This is a genomic window from Vreelandella alkaliphila, assembly GCF_016107625.1.
Taxonomy (GTDB): Bacteria; Pseudomonadota; Gammaproteobacteria; order Pseudomonadales; family Halomonadaceae; genus Vreelandella; species Vreelandella alkaliphila.
The window spans coordinates 49,444-70,766 of sequence record NZ_JABASV010000010.1 but is presented as its reverse complement, the minus strand read 5'-3'; the positions used below and the strand labels follow the sequence as shown (position 1 = coordinate 70,766).

Annotated in this window: 21 protein-coding genes; 8 read left to right on the top strand and 13 right to left on the bottom strand. The window is 52.5% G+C overall.

Going from position 1 to position 21,323, the window contains the following annotated elements; genetic code table 11:
- The first annotated feature begins 28 nt into the window (after positions 1–28).
- Positions 29–967: a LysR family transcriptional regulator gene (locus tag JFC11_RS15050; RefSeq protein WP_038478154.1), complete on the top strand. Its 939-nt coding sequence runs from the start codon at positions 29–31 to the stop codon at positions 965–967.
- Here JFC11_RS15050 and JFC11_RS15045 read toward each other — a convergent pair.
- Together JFC11_RS15045 and JFC11_RS15040 are read right to left on the bottom strand one after the other, a co-directional pair.
- Entirely contained in the window at positions 930–2,525 is a 1,596-nt protein-coding gene (locus JFC11_RS15045; RefSeq protein WP_120386357.1) for an ATP-binding protein, read from the bottom strand. The two genes, JFC11_RS15050 and JFC11_RS15045, sit on opposite strands and share 38 nt — an antisense overlap.
- A gap of 18 nt (positions 2,526–2,543) precedes the next feature.
- Positions 2,544–3,302, bottom strand: coding sequence for a winged helix-turn-helix domain-containing protein (locus JFC11_RS15040; RefSeq protein ID WP_038478158.1), 759 nt, complete (start codon positions 3,300–3,302; stop codon positions 2,544–2,546).
- A gap of 229 nt (positions 3,303–3,531) precedes the next feature.
- On the opposite strand from JFC11_RS15040, the gene JFC11_RS19115 reads away from it, so the two are divergent.
- A complete protein-coding gene (locus tag JFC11_RS19115) occupies positions 3,532–3,654 on the top strand; it encodes a hypothetical protein (protein WP_267900561.1) in 123 nt (40 codons plus the stop codon).
- Positions 3,655–3,771: 117 nt separating this feature from the next.
- Here JFC11_RS19115 and JFC11_RS15035 read toward each other — a convergent pair whose 3' ends face one another.
- The 5 genes from JFC11_RS15035 to JFC11_RS15015 all read right to left on the bottom strand — a co-directional run bounded on the left by JFC11_RS15035 (position 3,772) and on the right by JFC11_RS15015 (position 7,916).
- On the bottom strand, positions 3,772–3,951 hold the full coding sequence (locus JFC11_RS15035; protein WP_038478161.1) for a PLDc N-terminal domain-containing protein: 180 nt from the start codon (positions 3,949–3,951) through the stop codon (positions 3,772–3,774).
- A 72-nt stretch (positions 3,952–4,023) separates the two neighbouring features.
- The gene (locus JFC11_RS15030; RefSeq protein WP_198349868.1) at positions 4,024–4,539 is read right to left on the bottom strand and encodes a retropepsin-like aspartic protease family protein; all 516 of its coding nucleotides are present in this window, start codon (positions 4,537–4,539) and stop codon (positions 4,024–4,026) included.
- Between the two features lie 14 nt (positions 4,540–4,553).
- Positions 4,554–5,903 carry an MFS transporter gene (locus JFC11_RS15025; RefSeq protein ID WP_198349867.1) on the bottom strand — a complete coding sequence of 450 codons (1,350 nt, stop codon included), beginning with the start codon at positions 5,901–5,903 and terminating at the stop codon, positions 4,554–4,556.
- Positions 5,904–6,096: 193 nt separating this feature from the next.
- Positions 6,097–6,243, bottom strand: a complete 147-nt coding sequence (locus JFC11_RS15020) for a hypothetical protein (protein ID WP_167457105.1) — start codon at positions 6,241–6,243, stop codon at positions 6,097–6,099.
- A 47-nt stretch (positions 6,244–6,290) separates the two neighbouring features.
- Positions 6,291–7,916, bottom strand: a complete 1,626-nt coding sequence (locus JFC11_RS15015) for a BCCT family transporter (protein WP_120386356.1) — start codon at positions 7,914–7,916, stop codon at positions 6,291–6,293.
- Positions 7,917–8,144: 228 nt separating this feature from the next.
- Here JFC11_RS15015 and JFC11_RS15010 point away from each other — a divergent pair, with 228 nt between their 5' ends.
- Entirely contained in the window at positions 8,145–8,501 is a 357-nt protein-coding gene (locus JFC11_RS15010; protein ID WP_038478174.1) for an FxsA family protein, read from the top strand.
- 23 nt (positions 8,502–8,524) lie between these two features.
- Here JFC11_RS15010 and JFC11_RS15005 read toward each other — a convergent pair whose 3' ends face one another.
- The 6 genes from JFC11_RS15005 to trmB all read right to left on the bottom strand — a co-directional run bounded on the left by JFC11_RS15005 (position 8,525) and on the right by trmB (position 15,581).
- On the bottom strand, positions 8,525–9,418 hold the full coding sequence (locus JFC11_RS15005) for an AEC family transporter (RefSeq protein ID WP_120386355.1): 894 nt from the start codon (positions 9,416–9,418) through the stop codon (positions 8,525–8,527).
- Between the two features lie 118 nt (positions 9,419–9,536).
- Positions 9,537–12,536, bottom strand: a complete 3,000-nt coding sequence (gene glnE / locus JFC11_RS15000; protein WP_038478180.1) for a bifunctional [glutamate--ammonia ligase]-adenylyl-L-tyrosine phosphorylase/[glutamate--ammonia-ligase] adenylyltransferase — start codon at positions 12,534–12,536, stop codon at positions 9,537–9,539.
- A gap of 73 nt (positions 12,537–12,609) precedes the next feature.
- Positions 12,610–12,981, bottom strand: a complete 372-nt coding sequence (locus JFC11_RS14995) for a diacylglycerol kinase (protein ID WP_038478183.1) — start codon at positions 12,979–12,981, stop codon at positions 12,610–12,612.
- Positions 12,982–13,009: 28 nt separating this feature from the next.
- Positions 13,010–14,431, bottom strand: a complete 1,422-nt coding sequence (gene dacB, locus JFC11_RS14990; RefSeq protein ID WP_198349892.1) for a D-alanyl-D-alanine carboxypeptidase/D-alanyl-D-alanine endopeptidase — start codon at positions 14,429–14,431, stop codon at positions 13,010–13,012.
- 158 nt (positions 14,432–14,589) lie between these two features.
- Positions 14,590–14,919 carry a DMT family transporter gene (locus JFC11_RS14985; protein WP_038478189.1) on the bottom strand — a complete coding sequence of 110 codons (330 nt, stop codon included), beginning with the start codon at positions 14,917–14,919 and terminating at the stop codon, positions 14,590–14,592.
- On the bottom strand, positions 14,916–15,581 hold the full coding sequence (gene trmB, locus JFC11_RS14980) for a tRNA (guanine(46)-N(7))-methyltransferase TrmB (protein WP_038478192.1): 666 nt from the start codon (positions 15,579–15,581) through the stop codon (positions 14,916–14,918). The genes JFC11_RS14985 and trmB overlap by 4 nt, the downstream gene beginning before the upstream one ends.
- Positions 15,582–15,791: 210 nt before the next feature.
- Here trmB and JFC11_RS14975 point away from each other — a divergent pair, with 210 nt between their 5' ends.
- The 5 genes from JFC11_RS14975 (at position 15,792) to JFC11_RS14955 (ending at position 21,318) form a co-directional block, all read left to right on the top strand.
- On the top strand, positions 15,792–17,678 hold the full coding sequence (locus tag JFC11_RS14975; protein WP_198349891.1) for a beta-ketoacyl synthase: 1,887 nt from the start codon (positions 15,792–15,794) through the stop codon (positions 17,676–17,678).
- Positions 17,675–18,169 (top strand): pantetheine-phosphate adenylyltransferase, encoded by a 495-nt coding sequence (coaD, locus tag JFC11_RS14970; RefSeq protein WP_038478195.1) that lies wholly within the window; start codon positions 17,675–17,677, stop codon positions 18,167–18,169. Before JFC11_RS14975 ends, coaD begins: the two co-directional genes overlap by 4 nt.
- Positions 18,170–18,241: 72 nt before the next feature.
- The gene (locus tag JFC11_RS14965; protein WP_038478199.1) at positions 18,242–18,490 is read left to right on the top strand and encodes a YfhL family 4Fe-4S dicluster ferredoxin; all 249 of its coding nucleotides are present in this window, start codon (positions 18,242–18,244) and stop codon (positions 18,488–18,490) included.
- Positions 18,491–18,502: 12 nt separating this feature from the next.
- On the top strand, positions 18,503–19,801 hold the full coding sequence (locus JFC11_RS14960; protein ID WP_198349866.1) for an MATE family efflux transporter: 1,299 nt from the start codon (positions 18,503–18,505) through the stop codon (positions 19,799–19,801).
- 206 nt (positions 19,802–20,007) lie between these two features.
- The gene (locus JFC11_RS14955) at positions 20,008–21,318 is read left to right on the top strand and encodes a short-chain fatty acid transporter (RefSeq protein WP_038478204.1); all 1,311 of its coding nucleotides are present in this window, start codon (positions 20,008–20,010) and stop codon (positions 21,316–21,318) included.
- Positions 21,319–21,323 lie beyond the last annotated feature (5 nt).

Sequence of the window (21,323 nt, the reverse complement as noted above, 5' to 3'; positions counted from 1 at the left end):
TTAATGTTAACCATGAAAAATACTCACAATGATTGAATTACGCCACCTGCGCACGCTGCTCGCCCTCCGGGAAACTGGCTCTTTAGTGGAGGCTGCTGAGCGGGTTCACCTAACGCAGTCGGCACTTTCCCATCAGTTAAAAGACTTGGAAGGCCGCGTTGACAGCGCACTGTTTGTACGTAAAACGCGCCCAGTAGAATTCACTCGGGCGGGGCTTCGCCTATTGGCCCTGGCAGATGAGATTTTGCCCGAGGTACGTAAAGCTGAGCGCGACTTAGCTCGCTTGGCAGGTACCGAACAGGGGCGATTACATATGGCTATCGAGTGCCACAGCTGTTTCCAGTGGCTGATGCCAACGGTGGATTATTTTCGCGACCATTGGCCAGAGGTGGAAATTGATATCCCCAGTGGTCACCACTTCGATCCACTCCCTGCACTTGCTAGAGAGCAGTTAGACTTGGTGATTACCGCCGACCCTCAGCCACTGGAAGGGGTTCACTACGTGCCGCTGTTTCGTTATGAGGGACTGCTGGCAGTTGCTCGACAGCATGCCTTTGCTGGCCGGCCATTTATCGAACCACAAGCGTTAGCCGAGGAGACGCTAATTACCTATCCGGTCGAACACTCTCGGCTAGATGTGTTTACCCAGTTTTTGTCTCCCGCCAATGTACGACCACAGGAAATTCGCACCGCAGAGCTGACCATCATGATGATGCAGCTTGTTGCCAGCGGTAGAGGCGTCTGCGCGCTACCCAACTGGGCACTCACCGAGTATTTAGAGCGGGATTACGTTAGCGCCGTAAAACTGGGCGAGAACGGCATTTGGAGCACACTTTATGCTGCCATTCGGGAGGAAAATATAGAAGCGCCTTGGATGCAGGATTTTTTGCGCACCGCTAAAGAGACGTCATTTGCGGTGCTGTCAGGTATTAAACCGGCAACTCGCGACGAGGAATCAGCAGCGTAAAGCGCGCGCCGCCCAATGTAGGACTGGTATCAACAGTGACGCTACCGCCATGGCCTGCCATAATTTTTTGCACAATGGATAAGCCTAGCCCGTAGCCCCCAGAGCTACGTGCTCGACTGTCGTCAAGCCTGGCAAACGGCTTGAAGATATCACTACGCGCCTCGGGTGGTATGCCGGGCCCATCATCCTCAATATCAATACGTACAAGGTGAGGCTCATCCCATAGGCGAATCACTACTTGCGACTTGCCATAGCGACAGGCATTGCTAACAAGGTTCTGCAACGCTCGTTGTAAATAGCGGGGTTCGGCGTACAGCTCAACTTCAGCACTACCATCCAGCGTTAACGATAGGCTTTGGTGCAACGGTGACAGCGTGTCGATGACTCGCTCAGCCATTGCTCGGCACTCAACCAACGCCATTTCTAATTCAACGCCATTGATCGACTCCCCCCCCAAGCGGGCATAGGTGAGAATTTCGTCTACCAATTCATCTAGTTCAGAAATATCAGCATCAATACCCTGAAGCTGACGGCGAATCGCAGGTTGGTCGGTCATATCTTCGACCATTTGCACCGCAAACCGTATACGGGCAACTGGCGTGCGTAATTCATGAGAGACCGCGCGAATCATCTCTTGCTGGCCTCTTAGCAAGCTCTGAACTTGATTCGCCATCCCATTGAATGCCATGCCCAGGCGACCTAAAAAGTCTCCGCTTTCCACTTTCACCCGGGTTTCTAAGCGCCCGCTGGCGATTCTAGTCGCAGCAAGCTCTAAACGCGCCATACGCGCTTCAATGCTGCGCATAATTAAGTAAATAATCAGGCTAAGCACCACCATCAAGCCTACCAACAAAGGTAGGTGCAAATTAACCGGCAGCGTATCACCACGAGAGGTCGGCCCCGCTTGCAACCACTGATTATCACCAGGCACCCGGTAAAGCAGCATCAGTGAGAGCTTATCCGACACTAGCCGAGTCAGCACGCCTCCCTGAGCGAGTTGAAATTGCTGTTCTGGAGTAAGGTCAGAGGGCGGCGTTGAAAGCAGGACAAGTGGCCAGCTACCCGCGTCTAGCAAGGCGATGGCATCGGCCCTCGCCTCATGAGGCATGCTAGCAAGCCACTCTCCGAGTAGTATCATGCTGCCCTGCCACTGACGCTCGCTCCAGACGGCGAACGTTGCTTCCAGCATCCACTCATCGTTGGGTATGCGTTGCCGTAACCGCCAGGGCTCTTCGGCAACTAATACCGTGCCTCGCTCAATACGAGCTTGTTCAAAGTAGTTAAGCCCCACACTCTCAATGCGCTTAAGTGAGAGCTGCATACCCAGCCGTTCCGAGAAGCGAGCAAGCATGGCTTCTCTTTCAGCCACCGGACTTGACGCTAACTGCTGCGTCATTAGCGACATAGGCAATGCGGCGAGCTGTTCACGATAATCTTCACGACGAATCTGCTCGATAAAAGAACGCCCGCCCAATGCAATAAAAAATACCACGCATAGTGCTAGCCCTAGCAGAAGATAAAACCTTAAAAAAGAACCGTGGCCCAGCACTCGCCGCATGCGGTTAACCTCTGTTAGTTAACTGTCTTTGACAAAAAGATAGCCTTTGCTCCGCACTGTTTTTATCCGGTGCGGTTGGTTAGGGTCGTCGCCTACCTTGGGACGAATACGCGAGACCCGCACATCAATTGAACGATCCTGTCCATCGTATTTAATGCCACGCAGCTCATTAAAAATTTCTTCTCTGGTTAATACACGCCCTGCGTTGCTCGCCAACAGCCACAGCAGATCAAACTCCGCGCTGGTGAGATCAATACGCTCGCCGGAAAGCCAGGCTTCACGTGTTGCGTTATCTATCTCTAGATTTTCAAAGCGCAGGCGCATCTCACCACCAGGCGCTGGTGCATCGGCACGACGAAGTAACGCACGCATACGTGCTAATAGGACGCGGGGTTGAACCGGTTTTGGAACATAGTCATCGGCCCCCATTTCCAAACCCAGCACCTGGTCAAGATCATCAGTGCGGGCCGTCAGCATCATGATAGGACCAGCAAAGTTGGGCCTAACACGACGGCAGATAGCCAAACCATCCTCGCCTGGTAACATTAAGTCCAAAATCACCAGGTCAGGCTGAAGTGTTAAAATACGATCCACGCCTTTTGCACCATCCGCCTCTAGCGTCACTTGAAAGCCATTTGCCTCCAGATATTCGCGGGTCAGCTCTGCCAAGCGCTGGTCATCTTCAATAATCAACACATGATCTTGATCGGGATAGCCAAGTGTGGCGGCGTCTTGAGCCCCAAGCGCCTGAAATTGCTGTTCCAAGTGGTCTACCATCCTTTATATTCACTCCGCTTAGGCAGTTTGTGTTATCACCCGCTCACCCTATGTAACCGCAGGTTGCAATATCTTCCAGGATACCTCAAAACCGTTCAAACGCCTGCCCCCCTTACTTCTTTCCCCATACCCTATGTAATGGTTTGCCTGCTAGACACCTTGATTCTCGCACCGCCAAACGCTAATGTGACTTCGCTAACTGTCGATAATCTGGCAGAAGGAGGACATTATGGGAAACAGCAAAACAAAAAGTGTTATCAAGCGCGTTTACGTACCCACTCAAGTGCGCGATCTGCCTAATGGAGAGAAGCTGACGATTCCTGGGCATTACAAAGCGCCACCAAGAGAATAAAACGGTTCACGCTATTAGCCGCTTCACGACGCTTAGGTAACCCGATCGCTAGATTACTAAAAAGGCAGACCACAGAGGTGGCCCGCCTTTTATTTTTTAGAAATAGTGTGTTGCCCGCTACCCTTTAGGGCCAAATAGAAACCACGCGATCAGTCCAACTAACGGGAAAAATAATAGTGCCAAGATCCATAACAGCTTTGCCAGCCCACCGGCTGAACTCTTAGCAACTTTAACAATGGCCCAGACAACAATGATGAGCCAGATAAGCCCTAGCAGTCCACCTACTTCAATACCCATAACTACTCCTTAGCGTGTTTGCTTCCATGAATTTTTAGCTAAGCACACTGCTTCGATGCAGACAAGTAACATTCACTCCGCAGGCAGGCTCAGCACCATTTCCCCGCCACGTATTTCAATCACCAATAAATTAAGAAAACTCATGCCAAGTAGTACGGTATCGTTTTCCATACCAGGGCTTATAGACCCTTGCACGCCATTCATACGTATGTTGCCTAACACAACTTCATCTAGCTGTGTCAACGTGCCCTCTGCGCGACCATTCGCGGTGTTAAACCAAGCACTGCGTCCCGGCTTTAGCCCCAACTCGCTAGCTAAATTGCGCGGTACTGCAACATAAGTCGCCCCGGTATCTAACAAAAAGGTCACCGGCTTCCCGTTAATTTTCCCAGGTGCTTCAAAATGGCCAGCACGATTACGCGTCAAATTGACAGATCCGTCATCGGCGGAGGCGTACATCACATGGGCATTCGGCGTCATTACCTTCTCGAAACCACCATCCAACAGCCATGTGCCAGCAGCCAATAGCAGCACCCAAAAGAGTAGCATTATGACAATACCACCTCGTTGCGTAGCGAGGGTTTTCATACGCCACCTCCGAACTAAGCGCTCCTTTTCCAGGCAAGTGCAGCATCACGCCCACGCTGTTCATTCACGCCAGCGCATATCAACATCGCGATAACAAACAGTGCTACACATAATAGGATAGACGCTTGCAAACCAATTAACGTTTGCAAAATGCCCAGCATGACAATGCCGAATACGCCTGCCAATTTGTTGGCGAGCCCCCAGAAGCCAAAAAATTCAGCTGACTTCTCCAGTGGTGAAAATACGCCGACCAGCGCTCGGCTAGCTGATTGGCTAGACCCTAGACTAAGACCCGCCAGACAGCCGACCACCAGAAAAACGTACTGTGCTTGCCACTGCACGGCGTAATGGCTGTTAACCCAGTCAGTCAGCTCTGGCGTCGCCCATATCGATACAATAGCGATGACCCACAACGCTAGTGTCATTTGATACGTGCGCTTGGCGCCCAATTTATCCTGTAAAAAACCAAAGCCCAATGCGCCTGCCGCTGCCGTTATTTGAACAATAATAAACATAATATTGCGCACGCTCTCATCCCAACCAATCACCTGAGCGCCATAAATAAAAGCAAACGCAATAATGATGTAGACACCTGCCATTGAGAATAACAGCGACACTAAAAAGACAGTTAAGTCTTTAAAGTAGCGCAGCTCAGTAAATGTTGAGCGAACACGCTGTAAAGCAATACGTCGATAGGAAACAGCATGGGGTTGAGGCATACCTCGCTCTTTCATCCATAGGAAGGTGGGAAGCGCCGCTACTAAGAAAAAGCCAGCCGCAAAAGGACCTACCCAACGTATGCGCTCAAAGTTATCGGCGGTCGCCTCCCCTAGCACCATCAGCGTAAAACCAGCGGCAAAGAGGCCACCAATATAGCCAAGCGCCCAGCCAAACCCAGAAATTTTACCCAGCGCATTAGGGGGGCCTAACTCCGGTAAAAAAGCGGCAATAAACGACTCGCCCATCGAGTAAGCATAGTTTGAAAGTATAATTAACAGCAGTCCCGCGACTACGTAACCAGGCTCGACAAAGTAAAGCATGGCGGTTGTCGCCACAGTGGCGAGATAACTGATCAATAAAAAGCGCTTTTTTTCTGCTCGATAATCCATTACGGCACCGCAGAGCGGGGCAGTTAATACGACCATTAGATAGCTCAATGCTAGCGCGAGACTCCACAAAAAATTCGCTAGGCGAAAGCCATCACCTCGATCACCTACGATTACCGTCGTGAACAGTTCTCCAAACACGACCGTGATGATGAGCAAGGTGTAAGCCTGGTTGGCAAAGTCAAACATTGCCCAACCAAATATTTCACGTCGCGATGCGTAGGTGGGAGCAACCTTGGCGGGGTTAGCAGGCAGCATGCAGGCTCTCTCAAAAAAGTGTGTAGTAGCGTCATTACCCTATTAAGGACAGCTAATTCATGACGATAATAGGGCAGGTGATTATTCAGTAAAGCGGCTTAACCGCAGACGGGACCTTAAAAAAGCAAACGCTCGGCATAGCCGAGCGTGAAACGCTGAACATTATTGCTTTTGCCATCCTTGGCGTTCTGATTCATAGCAACCAGTGCGCTACCACTGCCGCAATACCCACCACCATCGCTGTTATAACAGCGATGGTGACGAGGCGATCCAGCCAGCGATCAAAAACGTCCCTTTTGGGCTGTTTTCGCGTGGCGCCGTGGTGTCCTTGCCGGGCCATCAGCACGCCTTATCCATGTGTGCATTCCCCATAAATCAGCGAATAATTTAACTATTAATGCGGCGATTGACGACACTTGGAGCACGGCGTAGGCGTTCTTCCTCGCCTAACTGCTCAGCTTCAAATGCATCAGCACCAACCGGCGTTTCCCCGTGGCGACGATATAGCTGCGTTAGCATCGCCTTACGGTCAACACGCAGCTCACGAACCAGCACTACAATCATCATATACAAAATAAAGGTAAACGGTAATGCCGAAAGCACCGCCGCTGACTGCAGGCCAGAAAGTCCACCCGCCACAATCAGTGTTAAACAAATGGCGGCGATCAATACTCCCCAAATAATACGCTTATAAAGTGGCGGATTGATGGAGCCATTGTCGGTCATTTGCGCCACGATGTAGGAAGCAGAATCTGCCGACGTCACCAGGAAAATGAAGATGAGCAACATAGCAACTACCGATAATGCACCGGTAAAGGGCATCAGCTCGAACATCTCAAACAACGCTACGGTAATATTGGCTTCAGTGGCGGCAGCCAATCCAGCATCACTGCTCGACATTTCCAAATTAAGCGCGGCACCGCCAAAAACACCTATCCATAAACAGGCTAATAGGGGTGGCACAAACAACACACCAAAGACATACTCTTTGATCGTGCGGCCGCGGGAAACACGCGCCACAAAGGTACCCACAAACGGCGACCAGGCAATGACCCATGCCCAATAAAAAATGGTCCAGCTACTCGCCCATTCATTATCGCTATAGGGCGAAATACGTAGGCTCATACCGATAAAGTTTTGCAGGTAATCGCCAAGACCCAGGGTAATAGTCTCTAAAATAGCAATAGTAGGGCCGGTGATTAATACGTAGAGCATCAAGCCAATACATAAAATCATGTTTAGGTTTGATAACCGCTTAATGCCTTTATCCAAGCCTGACCATGTCGATGCCATGTAAGCACAAAACATGACAAACAGAATGACAAACTGCCAAAAGCCATTTTCCGGCAAACCAAACACCGCATTAAGCCCACCGTTCATTTGCAGCACACCTAAGCCAAGCGAGGTGGCAACCCCCATAACGGTGGCGACCACAGCAAAAACATCTAGCCATGATGCGTAAGGACGGACCCGGGGATGCTTAGCCGTCACTGAAGAGAGTACTGAAGACACCAGCCCTGCTTGCCCTTTCCGAAATTGAAAGTAGGCAATAATTAAGCCCACAACAGAAAATGCTGCCCACTGGTGGATGCCCCAGTTAAAGTAACTGTATTGGATTGCATAGCGCGCAGCAGCGTCAGTTTCAGCAGGCACGTCACCATAGGGAGGGTTGATATAGTGCGTCATTGGTTCAGCCATACCGTAGAACACCAGCCCAACGCCGAACCCAGCCGCCAGCAGCATGCTAATCCACGAGAAAAAACTGTAGCTGGGCGTACTGTCCTGAGGGCCAAGGCGCACTTTTCCATACTTACTCAATGCTAAGCCAACCAGAAAAACTACAAAGCCAAACACTGAAAATAAGTAGAACCAGCCAAACAGTTCCGTAATTGATGTGAGCGCTGCTTGGGCTGCATTACCAAAGCCTTCTGGGAATGCAGCGCCAATAACAACCAAGCCGAATATAATCACCGCAGAGGCGACAAATACCGACTTACCGCCATGATTTGCCATATAACCATCCTGTTAAATGAGCATTGTGTGTAACAGCGTAAAATGTACCGATAAATGCAGTTTTTTTGAAATCCAGATCTTGTACTGAACATTAAACGGCATGATTTTTAACCTAACATATTCGTACAAAACTGCTTCACGGCCAGAATGAAGAAATGTTAACTCTGAGCAGGAACTTGATACCCAGCCTGTGTTCCAATGGAACGCATATGAACGATGGAGGCTTTCATGCCGCAAATGAATCGTGATCAACGCAATGCCGCGTGGCAAGCTGCTAACCAGTGGCGTGCTCGGGCAGCCCAGACCCAGCCGACCGGCCTGATGGGCAGTATTAAACTGCTACTGACGTGGTTAGCGTTTGGTGCACTGATGATCGTCGGTGTTGTACTCGGACTTTTTTTCCTGCTCATTGGCTGGGCAATGATGCCCTTTGTCCGCCATAAAATGAAAAAACGCATGGAGCAGATGCGCGCTGACAACGCTCAGGATGTTGGTGGCGGTTATGCTTACAGGGATACCTCTACGAGCCAGCACGACGCAATAGAAGGTAGTTACGAAGTGAAAGACGACCACCACCGGTCTTAATCAGTTGCTGACTACCGCCGCTGTTAAAGCGGCGCTTGAATCCAGGCGAACGCTGCTGCTAACGTCAGTGGCATAACGACTAAGCTCCCTAAATTGCCGATGAGCACCAACGAAGCGACTTTCTGAGGTGCCAGTTTATACTGCTCGGCCACTAAGTAGTTCAATACCGCAGGCGGCAGTGCAGCAAATACCAGTAGCACGGCTGTCTGTAGCGGATTCAATGGTAGTAACCACATGAGCGGTAGTGCGATCACTAAGCCAGAAAGTGGGCAGAGGAGCGCTCCCAACAAGCCTGCTCGCCAGTCATTAAAATCAATTTCCAGCAATCGAACACCTAATGCAAAGAGCATCAGTGGAATACAGATTCCCCCTAACATGTGCATTGCTTCTAACAGCCAGCTCGGCAACGGTACATTTCCAACGTTGATGACTAGCCCTGCTAGGCTCGCAGCTACGATGGGCATTCGTAACAGTCGCCAAAGTGACGTGCGCGGGTCCAACATATAAAGACCTACTGAGAAATGCAGCAGCATTTCAACAATAAACACGACCACTGCAGCCGGCAGGGCCTCTGGTCCAAAGGCGAGCACCAGTAGCGGTACCCCCATATTGCCAGAGTTATTGAACATCATCGGCGGCAAGAACACTTTTGTGTCCAGCGATAGCCATTTAGCAACCGGCCAAAGCACAAGACCAGACCCTAGCACGACGGCCACCGCCGCAGTGGCAAGCCACGCATAGTCCGCCAAAGGCGCTTGGCGATCAGCCAACACGGCAAATACCAGTAGTGGAACAAATAGCTCCATATTGAGCGTGTTAAGGCTGCGAATATCAGGGTTTCGATAACGCCCGTAAACCGCACCACAGCCAGCAATTAAGAACACGGGTAACAGCGTTGCGAGAATATGACCGATCATACGCCCTCCGCCAAGCGGCGGGCGCAGAGACAAACTGTTGCATGCATAGGGAGCTTTTCCTTATTGTTATCAGGCTATCTTCCCTATCGATGCTACTTAAAAACACTCATCTCGCCAATCAAGGTTCAAGAAAACGCTGCCAAAGTGCAATAACCACATCGCGATGGGCTTTGAATGCCTGTGCATCAACGACAGTTTTTTCCCCGGTTAATGCCGCACGATGGGTACGGCTACGATAAGCGAGATACGCTTCCCGCAGTTGCTCCGCTTCTGATTCGGTAATATGACCACTCTTGGCGAGGGTTTCTAAAATGCGGATATTATCGCTATACGTGATTAATGCAGGCGTGTCATGAGCTAGTGATAACACCGCGTATTGGCAAAGAAACTCAATATCGACCATGCCACCCACATCGTGCTTTAGACTAAACACCTCTCCGTCCGCACTACCTGGCTGCCCTTTAGAGGCCGTCCCTTTTGAACCCTGCCCTTTAGAACCAAGGTGATCACGCATTTTATGACGCATGCTGACAACGTCGTCTCTTAAGGCTTGCGGGTCACGCTCGCGACACAGCATCTCACCACGGATCGCATCAAATTTACTCGCCAGCGCGTTACTACCGGCGACAACGCGCGCGCGTACCAGCGCTTGGTGCTCCCAGGTCCAGGCGTTTTGGCGTTGATAATCCGCAAAAGCATCTAAAGAGGTCACCAACAGGCCTGCATTGCCCGAAGGGCGAAGGCGCATATCAACCTCGTAAAGGCTGCCGGCAGGCGTTACTGCGGTTAAGAGGTGGATAATGCGCTGGCCTAGACGGGTAAAAAAGACCGCTGTATCGATGGGCCGAGCACCATCGGTAGTGCCTTTTCCGTCGCTATCATGAAGGAACACCAAGTCCAAATCAGAGCCATAACCAAGTTCAATGCCCCCCAGCTTGCCGTACCCCACAATCAAAAACGCTGGCTCTCGTGTATTGAGGCCTTCTGGAACACCATGTTTCCGCGTGACATGTTTCCAGGCCATCGCTAGCACGGCATCTAGAATGACTTCAGCGATATACGTTAAGTAGTCGCTCACCTTCATCAAGTGGCGTGTTCCAGCGATATCCGATGCAGCAACGTGAAGCATCTGCGCATGCTTAAACACGCGAAGCGCTTCCAACTGCGCCTCATCATCATCTTCTGGCAAGCGGCTCAATGTTTGGCGTAGCTCGTCTGCCAAGCGTGACTTGTCAGCGGGGGTGTAAAGCGTATCCGGCGTTAGTAGCTCATCCAGCAGTATCGGGTAACGCGCAAGTTGCTCTGCAATCCAGTGACTGGACGAGCACAGCTTCATTAGGTGCTCAAGCGCCTGTGGATTTTCACGCAGCAGCGCAAGGTAAGCGGTTCGCCTAAGCACCGACTCGATCAGCGGCTGGACACCACTAAGCGCGTTATCCGGCAATTCACTTTCGGCAACGGCAACCAGTAGTAGCGGCATCAGCGCATCCAGCCGTTCAAAGCCGATACGCTGCATGCTTTGCACTTGGCGAGAATGGTAAAGGCTCTGCAGACGTTTAAGCGCTTTCTCTGGTTCTATAAAACCAGCATCAGTTAGCAGTGCTGCCGCCTCTTCCTGCTCTAGCTCGCCGCGCCATAATAACCGCCACTGAGACAGGCCAAGGTTATCGTCGCTACTCTCTGCATCGCTATCCTCTTCGGGGTCAGCGATCACCGCATCAAAGTGCTGACGAACGCGTTCGCGCACTTCCTCCAGCCGCGCGATAAGCCCAGGCCAATCTTCATGTCCCAAAGCAAACGCTACCCGTTCCCGATCTTCATCATCAACGGGTAGCGTTTGGGTTTGACGGTCTTCTAGCGCCTGAATAGCGTGTTCCATGTCACGAAGATACGCATAGTCGGGTAGCAGCTCATCGACAACCGCTTGAGGCAACAGCCCCAGTTCAGGCAATCGATGAAGGGCGGTCTTGAGTGAGGTCACTTGAAGCTCGGTATCACGTCCACCGCGAATCAGCTGAAATGCCTGGACAACGAACTCAACCTCCCGGATTCCACCAGGCCCTAACTTGATATTGCTTTGCATGCCCTTGCGCTTCACCTCGCGATTGATCATCGCCTTTAGCTCACGCAGCGACTCAATCGCACCAAAATCCAGGTAGCGGCGGTAAACAAACGGCCTGAGACTTGCGAGCAATTCATGCCCACCATCGATATCTCCTGCGACGGGACGCGCTTTGAGCATGGCATAACGCTCCCACTCACGACCCTGATCCTGATAGTAACTGGAGAGCATCGAGAAACTGCCCACCAGTGGGCCACCATCACCCAGTGGGCGCAGCCGCATATCAACGCGAAATACGAAACCGTCGGCCGTCATGGCATCTAAAGCGGCGATCAGTTTCTGACCTAGTTTGGTGAAGTACTCTTGGTGCTCAAGGGGCTTACGCCCGCCTTCGGTTTCACCTTTTTCAGGGAAGGCGAAGATCAGGTCAATATCTGAGGAAAGATTCAGCTCACCCGCGCCGAGCTTACCCATACCCAGCACCACCAACCGCTGGGACGAGCCATCTCTGCGGGCCGCAGGTAATCCCCAGCGTGGGGCGTAAAAACGCTCAAGCCAGCTGAGCGCGGCTTCAATACAGACTTCCGCCAGCCACGAGACTGCCTGAGCAGTGTCCCACATGGTGTAGCCATCAGGACGATTAAGATCGCGCCACACAATCCCGAGCATGCGGGCACGGCGGAAACGGCGAATAGCGCGATGCATTGCCTCTTCATCATCGGCATTTTCCAGCGCATCATCTAACCAACTCGCTTGCGACTCCTTACTTGCTATCGCATCCAGCTCGCCAGCTACATCTAAATCAATCAGCCAGTGTGGAAAGCGTGCCAAGGTATCTAGAGCGAAGCTTGAGACGGTTACGACGTTGGCTAACGCTTCACGACGCGCATCAGAAAGTGCCTCCCAACTACTGGAAGGCAACGACTGCTGGGTCATTGAGGCAATATTATCAGCTTGGCTAAGCGCTTCACTTAATCGCTGCCAGGCGCGCTGAGCGGCGGGCTTAAGCGCTGTTGGCAGCCCAACTTGGGGGAAAAACGCGTCGTCTAACTGCATAACCACCTCTCTGCCAAGCGTCTATTATGTTTGTTGATAAAGCGGGTCGCTGCATGAGCTGAATAAAAGCAATTTAGCCCACCAATTTTTGCCAGCCTAACAGCCCCCAGGTTAAGCCTGCCATGATCAATGACAGCATAACCGCCGCCGAGCCAATATCTTTAGCACGCCCTGAGAGCTCGTGATGCTCGGTGCCAATACGATCAACAACGTTCTCTATAGCGCTATTAAGCAGTTCCACAATCAGCACAAGGCACAGGCTGCCAACCAGCAGCAACCAGCTAATGGGCCCTTCTCCAATCCACCAAGCCAGCGGCAGCAACACCGCTGTAATACCCACTTCTTGGCGAAACGCAGCTTCATTTCTAAAAGCGGCTTTTAGCCCTTTCCATGAATAGCGCGTTGAGTGCATTAAATGGGTTAACCCCGTATGTCCTGGCTTCATGCCTGTTGCCTCAGCGGTAAGATTAAGATTAATTAGCCAATATCATCGCATCTAAATCCAGCGACAGCGGATCTAATACCTCGGGCCAGCTAAGATAAGGCGTACTGCCAGTGCCGTTAACCAGCACACTAAAAACGCCCCAGCGCCCCTGGGCGGTACGGAAATAGCCCGCCGCGGCGCGAACAGCAAACGGCTGATTGAGCGTGCCTGTTTTCAGCATCACGTTATTTTGAAACGTTGGAGAACCACGGCGAATAAAGCGCATGACCCCATTGGCAGGCGACTGGAAAGAGGCGACAAAACTGGGGAACAAGGCGCTCTGGCGGAACATATCCTCCAACATCACATTGACGCCGTGGGCGGAGGTACGGTTATCAGTCGTCAGTCCGCTGCCGCTGTATAAGGTTAACGGACCATGGCCCGACAAGCTGTTCACATAGGCTTCTATCGCCTCCCCCGCTTGGCGCAATTGCGCTTGGGGTGTTTCCACCAGGTTCAGCGCCAGCACATCAGCCATGTAATTATTGGAGTAATTCATGGTACGCAGCAGCAGCTCCTGCAGCGGCTTGCTGTCAACGGCTGCCAAACGCTGTGCACTACTGGGCGGACGCGTGGAGCTAACCCGCCAGGGATCTCGCACGCTGACACCCGCCTGATTTAGCATGCTTAACAATACTTGAGCCGTTTTCTCTGCCGCATCACCAGCGCCACGGTAAACATCACGAGCCGCGGCATTGGTTGAAATTTGCCCGGTAAGACGCAGAACATCACCGCGCTCATCGGTAATCCGTTCTGCACTGATGTCAGTGCCACTATTAGCTGGGCGCGTGATAACTTGGTTATCAATAGCAATTAACGGCGCCTGGCTATCGCATAACCCCACACGGGCAGGCTCTCCCGCTGCCGCAGCAGGGGCTATATTGGCGCACCAGCTACCAAAATTGACACCTGCCGAGGTGAGCGGCGCACTGTAAGCATTGGTGACTCGGGTACGCGCATTACAGCGGTCCGTGGTAATACACTCAACAGGGCCAAAGCGCCACTGACTGACCACCAGCGCGCCATCCACTTCGCGCACACCAGCCAGCTGCAGACGTTGCACTAACCGCCAAAGGTCTTCAGTTGTAAGGCCTGGATCGCCCCCACCTTCAAATACCAAGTCGCCACGCAATACACCATTTTCCACACTACCTGTGCTGACAAGCTGGCTAGTAAAGCGATGCTGGGGCCCAAAACGATTGAGTGCCGCAGCAGACATATAGGCTTTGGTGACAGACGCTGGCGATAGCTGACGCTCAGGATTCAGACTACCCAGCAATGTATTACTGCCGGTATCCGCATCCAGTAAGCGTGCTTCAGCACTAATTGAGAAGCCTTTGCTTTCTAACTGACCAAGCTGGCTGAAGTCGGCATACAGTGCAGGGCTTGCGCATATGGCGGCACCTACCACACTGGTCACCAACGCCCGATGCCAGCGGCGTAGGGATGATTTAACAGAATGATTAAACGCTGAGAATGCCACCGCAGAATAGCCAACTTCTGAACACTTAATATCTGAAGACCCAATATTTGAAGACCTAGTATCTGAGCACGTCACGCTTACGTTCCTCAATGCACGTTCATTTTTGAAAAGACTTGAAGTATGACTACCCCAGCCACGATCAAACTAATGCCGATAACGGCAGGTAAATCAGGTTTCTCACCGAAAACTACAATGCCCACCAGCGTGACCAACACGATTCCCAGACCTGCCCAGATGGCATAAGCAATACCGACCGGCAATGTCCGCAACACCAAGCTCAACAGATAAAATGCCACACCGTAGCCCACAACGACCATGATGCTTGGAAACGGTCGTGTGAATCCCATTGACGACTTGAGGGCGCTAGTGGCGATAACCTCGGCAACAATCGCTAGCACTAAATATACAAACGTCATGCCCGCTCCAATTTAATCTGCAACTGCCAAAGCGTTTGGCCGCTTTGATCATATTTTGCTTCAAAAGGTGTTAGATAGCTGCCGTTAGGTACCAACGCGGCAATCGTTGCCTGCTTTCCCGTTACCAGGGCGGTTGCCAAAGCAAACTCTTCAACATACAACTGCCAATTGGAGCGCACTTCTAAATGCCCGCCAAGGGCTAGCAGTGTGGGGAAAACAGGATGCCCATGCCAGCGCATTTTTAAATGCGCAGCTTTTGGATAAGGATTGGGGTAAAGCAGAAAATGCCGCTCGGGCGCCCATTTTTCCTGTTCAGCTAGTCGCCAGAAATCAACAAGGTCAGCCCGCACCAACAGTGCATTAGCAGGCAATTCTCCATGGTCTCGACTTAGCCGATCTTCGCTTCGATCGACGCCGATCACCGCATGCGCTGGAAACTGTTCTGCCAAACGGCGTGTCGAAAGCCCCACACCACAGCCAGCATCTAGGATTAACGGCGCTTGCTGCTTTTGAAGCCACGTATGCGCGTCTTCAAAAGCCTTTTGCGTATGCGCAGCGATTGGCTTTCGCAGTGGGTTTTCCAAGGCACGTGCTACCCGGCGCGCTACATCGTGATGCGGGCCGGGCTGATTGGAAACCACGGGTCGTGAAGTATGCTGCATGCCATTCCCTGCTTAAAAAAAACGTGATTCTATCAGTCTACCGCGCACGCGGCATGACGCCGTTGCACGCCCGGTGCTATGATCACGTTCGAGAGTATTATTAAGCGCAGATGAGCAGCACTTTTTTGCTATGCCTCTGACAATAGCTATTACTAAAAACCACCGCACCACGAGGAACCCGGCTTGTCACACTTACCGGTGATTGTCGGCATGGGCGGCATCAATCCCGCCGGCAGAACCTCGGGCCACCAGGCCTTCCGCCGCACCGTGCTTGATGCTCTTCCAGCTGACCAGCAGCGCCAAACACTGGAAGGCTTGGCAGCGCTTATGCGCCTTGCCGAGCATTCCGCTAACGGCTGGCAGGATAGCGCCGGCCAGCCCATTGACTCCCCTGCTCAAACCTTGCGCGATCATGTGCTTAACCACACATTGATTCGGCGCAACGAAGATCCACGTTTTCTCGCCCCGGGCTTGCCAGCCAACCGACGGGCAGAAATGACGCTGTCTGAACCGGTGCGGTTTACATTGCGCCGCCGTCAGTTGCCCGAACAGCTGCCGGAAGGATGGCAGGTGGAGGACATCGACGCGAAGGTAGTCGCCGTCACCGTGCCCGCGGGGAACTTTAGTGCTCTGCTGCCTGACGCTTTAGAGCCCAAGGTGCGTGCAGCAGCCCAACTGCCGAGTGGCTTCGACCCCGCTAGCCTTTACCGTAGCGTGCATCATCCGCGCGGGCTGTCGATGGCAGTCTTTAGTGCTAGTGACTGCCTAGGTGCTAGCGGGCTCGCTTGGGAAACAATTCGCCAGCGGCTTGACCCTGACCATATTGCTGTATATGCGGGCAACTCTATTGGCCAATTAGATGACCAAGGTTGGGGCGGCCTGCTAAAGAGCCTGGTTAGTGGCCAACGCGCCACATCTAAGCAGATGCCGCTGGGTTACGGGCAAATGCCCGCCGACTTCCTCAATGCCTACGTATTAGGCAGCGTGGGAAGTACGGGTGCTGCCTTAGGTGCCTGCGCAAGCTTTTTATATAACCTGCGCCTAGGTATTGATGATATTCGCACAGGGCGTTGCCGGGTCGTTATGGTAGGCACCGCAGATGCGCCGATTACCCCCGAAATCATCGAAGGCTTCCGCGCGATGGGCGCACTGGCCGATGATGCCAGCCTGAAAGCACTGGATTCTTTAGCGCTACTTACCGACGCTGACTACCAGCGCGCCTGTCGCCCGTTCGCACGCAACTGTGGCTTCACCATGGCGGAAGCGAGCCAGTTCGTGCTGTTAATGGACGACGCGTTAGCGCTTGAGTTAGGGGCGAATATTCTAGGTTCAGTGCCTGATGTATTCGTTAACGCTGATGGCTTTAAGCGCTCTATTTCCGCACCCGGCATTGGTAACTACATCACCCTAGGCAAGGCAGCCGCTTTGGTAAAAGATATGCTAGGTGAGAAAGCGCTAAAAGAGCGTACCTTCCTGCATGCCCATGGCACCAGCACCCCTAAAAACCGTACTACCGAATCCCATGTTTTCGATGAAATTGCCCGCGCAAATGGCATCGATAACTGGCCAGTGGTCGCTATTAAAGCGTTTATCGGCCACTCCCAAGGGTCTGCGGCAGGCGATCAGTTGGTAAGCGCTTTGGGCAGCTTTGCCCATGGGTTACTGCCAGGTATTCCTACCTTAGACGCGGTCGCGGACGATGTGTACGCAAAGCGGCTACGTTTTTCCACTACCCCAGTGGCATTTAGCGCCGATGCTGCCTTTATTAATGCAAAAGGGTTCGGTGGTAATAACGCTACTGGCGTCGTGCTCTCCCCTCAGGTCACCGAACGATTGCTCACTCAACGCCACGGCAGCGCTGCCATCAGCGCTTGGAAAACACGTCGGGAAACTGTGCGCGAGAATGCCGCCGCTTATTTAGCAGACGCTGATCATGGGCACTATGCGCCTCGTTATCAGTTTGGTGAAGCCGTTCTAGAAGGCCCTGAGCTTGAGATCCATGCCGACCGCATTCATATCCCGGGCTATGATCACGCCGTTTCGCTAACGGCGGACAACCCTTTTGGTCAGCTTGACGAGCAGGAGACACCCGAATGAGCGATCAACGTGTGAATGTTGCCGTCTATCCCGGGACCTTTGACCCTATCACCAACGGCCACTTTGATCTTATCGAACGCGGCGCACGGATGTTCGATAAGGTGGTCATTGCCGTCGCGGCGAGCCCTGGCAAGCAGCCTAGTCTTGAGCTAGAAACCCGTATCGCGCTGGCCAAAACGGTGTGTGCTTCACTACCGAACGTAGAGGTCATCGGCTTTTCAACACTTCTGACCACTATGATGCATGAACAGGGTGCCACTATTATTCTACGTGGCCTGCGGGCTGTCTCGGATTTCGAGTACGAGCTACAGCTGGCCAATATGAATCGAGCGCAAAACCCTGAGCTTGAGAGCGTATTTCTCACCCCAGCGGTGGAAAACTCCTATATTTCGTCGACCATCGTGCGAGAAATCGCCAAACTGGGCGGCGATATTTCACCGCTCGTTCACCCGCAGGTCGCAGAGGCGCTGCGTAAGCACTACACTATCTAGCGATCGACATTGTTGAGTAAAACGCTCAGGTATATAACTACCTGGGCGAAAAGCCATTCGTGAGGTACGCCCATGGCCCTGATGATCACCGACGAATGCATTAACTGCGACGTCTGCGAACCTGAATGCCCCAATGACGCCATCTCTCCTGGCGAAGAGATTTACGTTATTGACCCCAACTTATGCACGGAATGTGTCGGTCACTTTGATGAGCCACAGTGCCAGCAAGTGTGTCCCGTGGACTGCATTCCTCTCGACCCAGAGCGTCCCGAAACCCACGAGAAACTCATGGAGAAGTACCGCATCATTACTGCTGCTTAGGCTCTCTGAAACGTGCGTATCTGGACTCTTGCCTGGCCAATCATTCTCTCAAATATAACAGTTCCCTTACTAGGGCTAGTCGATACTGCTGTGGTCGGGCACCTGCCCGATTCTCGCTACCTAGCGGCGGTAACCCTCGGAGCGACGCTGTTTAGCTTCCTCTATTGGGGGTTTGGCTTTCTACGCATGGGCACCACGGGTTTGGTTGCCCAGGCAATCGGGCGCGAAGCACATAGCGATGTGCGCAATTTGCTGGGTCAGTCACTCATTATGGCGGCCGTTATCGGCGCGCTACTGATTATCTTTGGCTCGCCGCTGATTTCGCTCGGCCTATGGCTGTTAGACGGCAGTGAAGCGGCGACGCCACTGGCACGCGAGTATGCCGAAATACGCCTCTGGTCAGCCCCAGCAGTGCTGGCGAACTACGCCGTCCTCGGCTGGTTTTTGGGCCAACAAAACGCCCGCGTTACGCTGATGATTTTAGTGCTAACCAATAGCGTCAATATCGTGCTCGATCTTTGGTTTGTCGTAGGGCTAGGAATGACCAGCGGCGGCGTCGCCCTGGCCAGCGTGATTGCCGATTACAGTGCGCTAACCTTTGGCGGCTACTTAGTAGTGCGCCAGCTTGGCCACTTGGAAGGCTGCTTTCAACGGCAGCGACTTTTGGTAGTGTCTGCCTACTCAGCCCTGTTTAATGTTAACGCCAATTTGTTTGTGCGCACCTTAGGGTTGCTGTTTGCAATGGCCTTTTTTACCGCTCAAGGGGCACGCCAGGGCGACACGGTGTTAGCCGCAAATGCCGTGCTATTGCAATTTATTATGCTCACTAGCTACGCACTTGATGGCTTCGCCCACGCAGCGGAATCGCTGGTAGGCCGCGCGTTTGGACGGCGTGACTGGCGGGAGTTTGCAGCGACGGTTCGGGCGACAGCACAATTCTCGTTCTGGACAGCCACTGTAGCCACCTTTGCCTTCGCACTGGGCGGAAATTATTTAGTTGCCCTGCTGACAGGTCTGGCAGAGGTTCGTGCCACCGCCGCTAGTTACCTGCCTTGGATGGTCGTGATGCCATTGATAGCCGTATGGAGCTATTTATTAGATGGCGTTTTTATCGGCACCACCGCTGTGCGCGAAATGCGCAACAGCATTTTTATCGGTTTAGCGGTTTACCTACCAACTTGGTGGCTATCCCAAGGGCTTGGTAACCATGGCCTGTGGTTAGCCTTTACGCTCTTTATGTTCACGCGCTCGGCGGTACTGATCGCCTACTACTACCGCTACCGTCAACGCCACTGGCGCCCTCAGGGCTAAAGCCCATAGTGCTGAAATCCACACCGCTAAACTCATAGTGCCCTCCCACCGTTGAAGCCCACCACGCTTAGCTGCTGCCAACTGGTCTACCGTAATAGTGAATATCAGAGCCAGCACTTGAGAAAGCACCTAACAATGGATGAAAAATACGGTGTACCGCCGTATATTAGCCACGCATATCTTAATAACGAATAAAGAGAGCACTCATGTTAAAACTCATATCAAAACCGGCAGTTAAGCTGGTCGAGCGCTATTTGCCAGACCCCTATATCTTTGTTCTGCTGCTCACGTTAATTGCTTCCGTGGCTGCCATCGCCGTTGAGCGCCAAACACCGCTTGCCGTGCTGCGCATGTGGGGAGATGGTTTTTGGGGACTACTCACCTTCTCAATGCAAATGCTGCTGGTACTCGTCACGGGTTTCATGCTGGCAAGCTCACCACCGGTCAAACGAATTCTGCAGAAAATTGCTAGCACTGCGAAAAGCCCTGGTGGCGCGATCATTTTAGTCACGCTCGTTTCGCTCGCGGCTAGTTGGATTAACTGGGGGTTTGGCTTGGTTGTTGGGGCGCTTTTTGCCAAAGAGCTCGCTCGTTTGGTACGAGTGGACTATCGGCTTCTGGTTGCCAGCGCTTACTCTGGGTTCGTGGTATGGCATGGCGGTCTTGCTGGTTCAATTCCGTTGACTATTGCTACTGAAGGCCACTTCTCCGCTGATCAAATCGGCGTTATCGGTACCGGCTCAACCATTTTTGCCTTCTTTAACCTTGCGATTGTTATTTGTCTGTTTATCGCCGTACCGCTGGTTAACCGCTTCATGCTGCCGGACGAAAAAGACAGCGTGTATGTGGATCCCAAACTGCTAAACGATGAACCCGAACAGCAAGGCCGTATTACCCGCCCAGCCGAAAAGCTCGAAAACAGTATGCCTCTCGCCCTGCTAGTGGGCGTTCCGGGGCTGTTGTTCCTGCTCGACCATTTTCTGCTCCGTAGTGGTGGCTTGAACCTGAACGTCGTTAATTTCCTGTTCCTATTCTTAGCTATTGTGCTGCATCGTACACCGCGCAACCTGCTCAACAGTTTGAACGAAGCCATAAAAGGCGGCGCTGGCATCGTCATTCAGTTCCCCTTCTACGCGGGTATTATGGCCATAATGGTGCAGTCGGGATTGGCTCAGAGCATGTCTGAGTGGTTAGTCTCTTTCGCCACCGCTACGTCGCTGCCATTCTGGTCCTTCCTAAGTGCCGGCATAGTGAACCTGTTCGTGCCTTCCGGCGGTGGCCAATGGGCTGTTCAAGCCCCAGTCATGCTACCTGCCGCAGAAGCGCTGGGTGCTGATATTCCACGTATTGCCATGGCAGTGGCCTGGGGCGATGCCTGGACCAACCTGCTGCAACCTTTCTGGGCTCTACCGGTACTGGCGATTGCGGGTTTGAAGGCCAAGGACATCATGGGCTTCTGCCTAGTTCAGCTATTGATTACCGGCATTATCATCTCTGTTGGCTTAGTCTGGTTCTAAGCTCT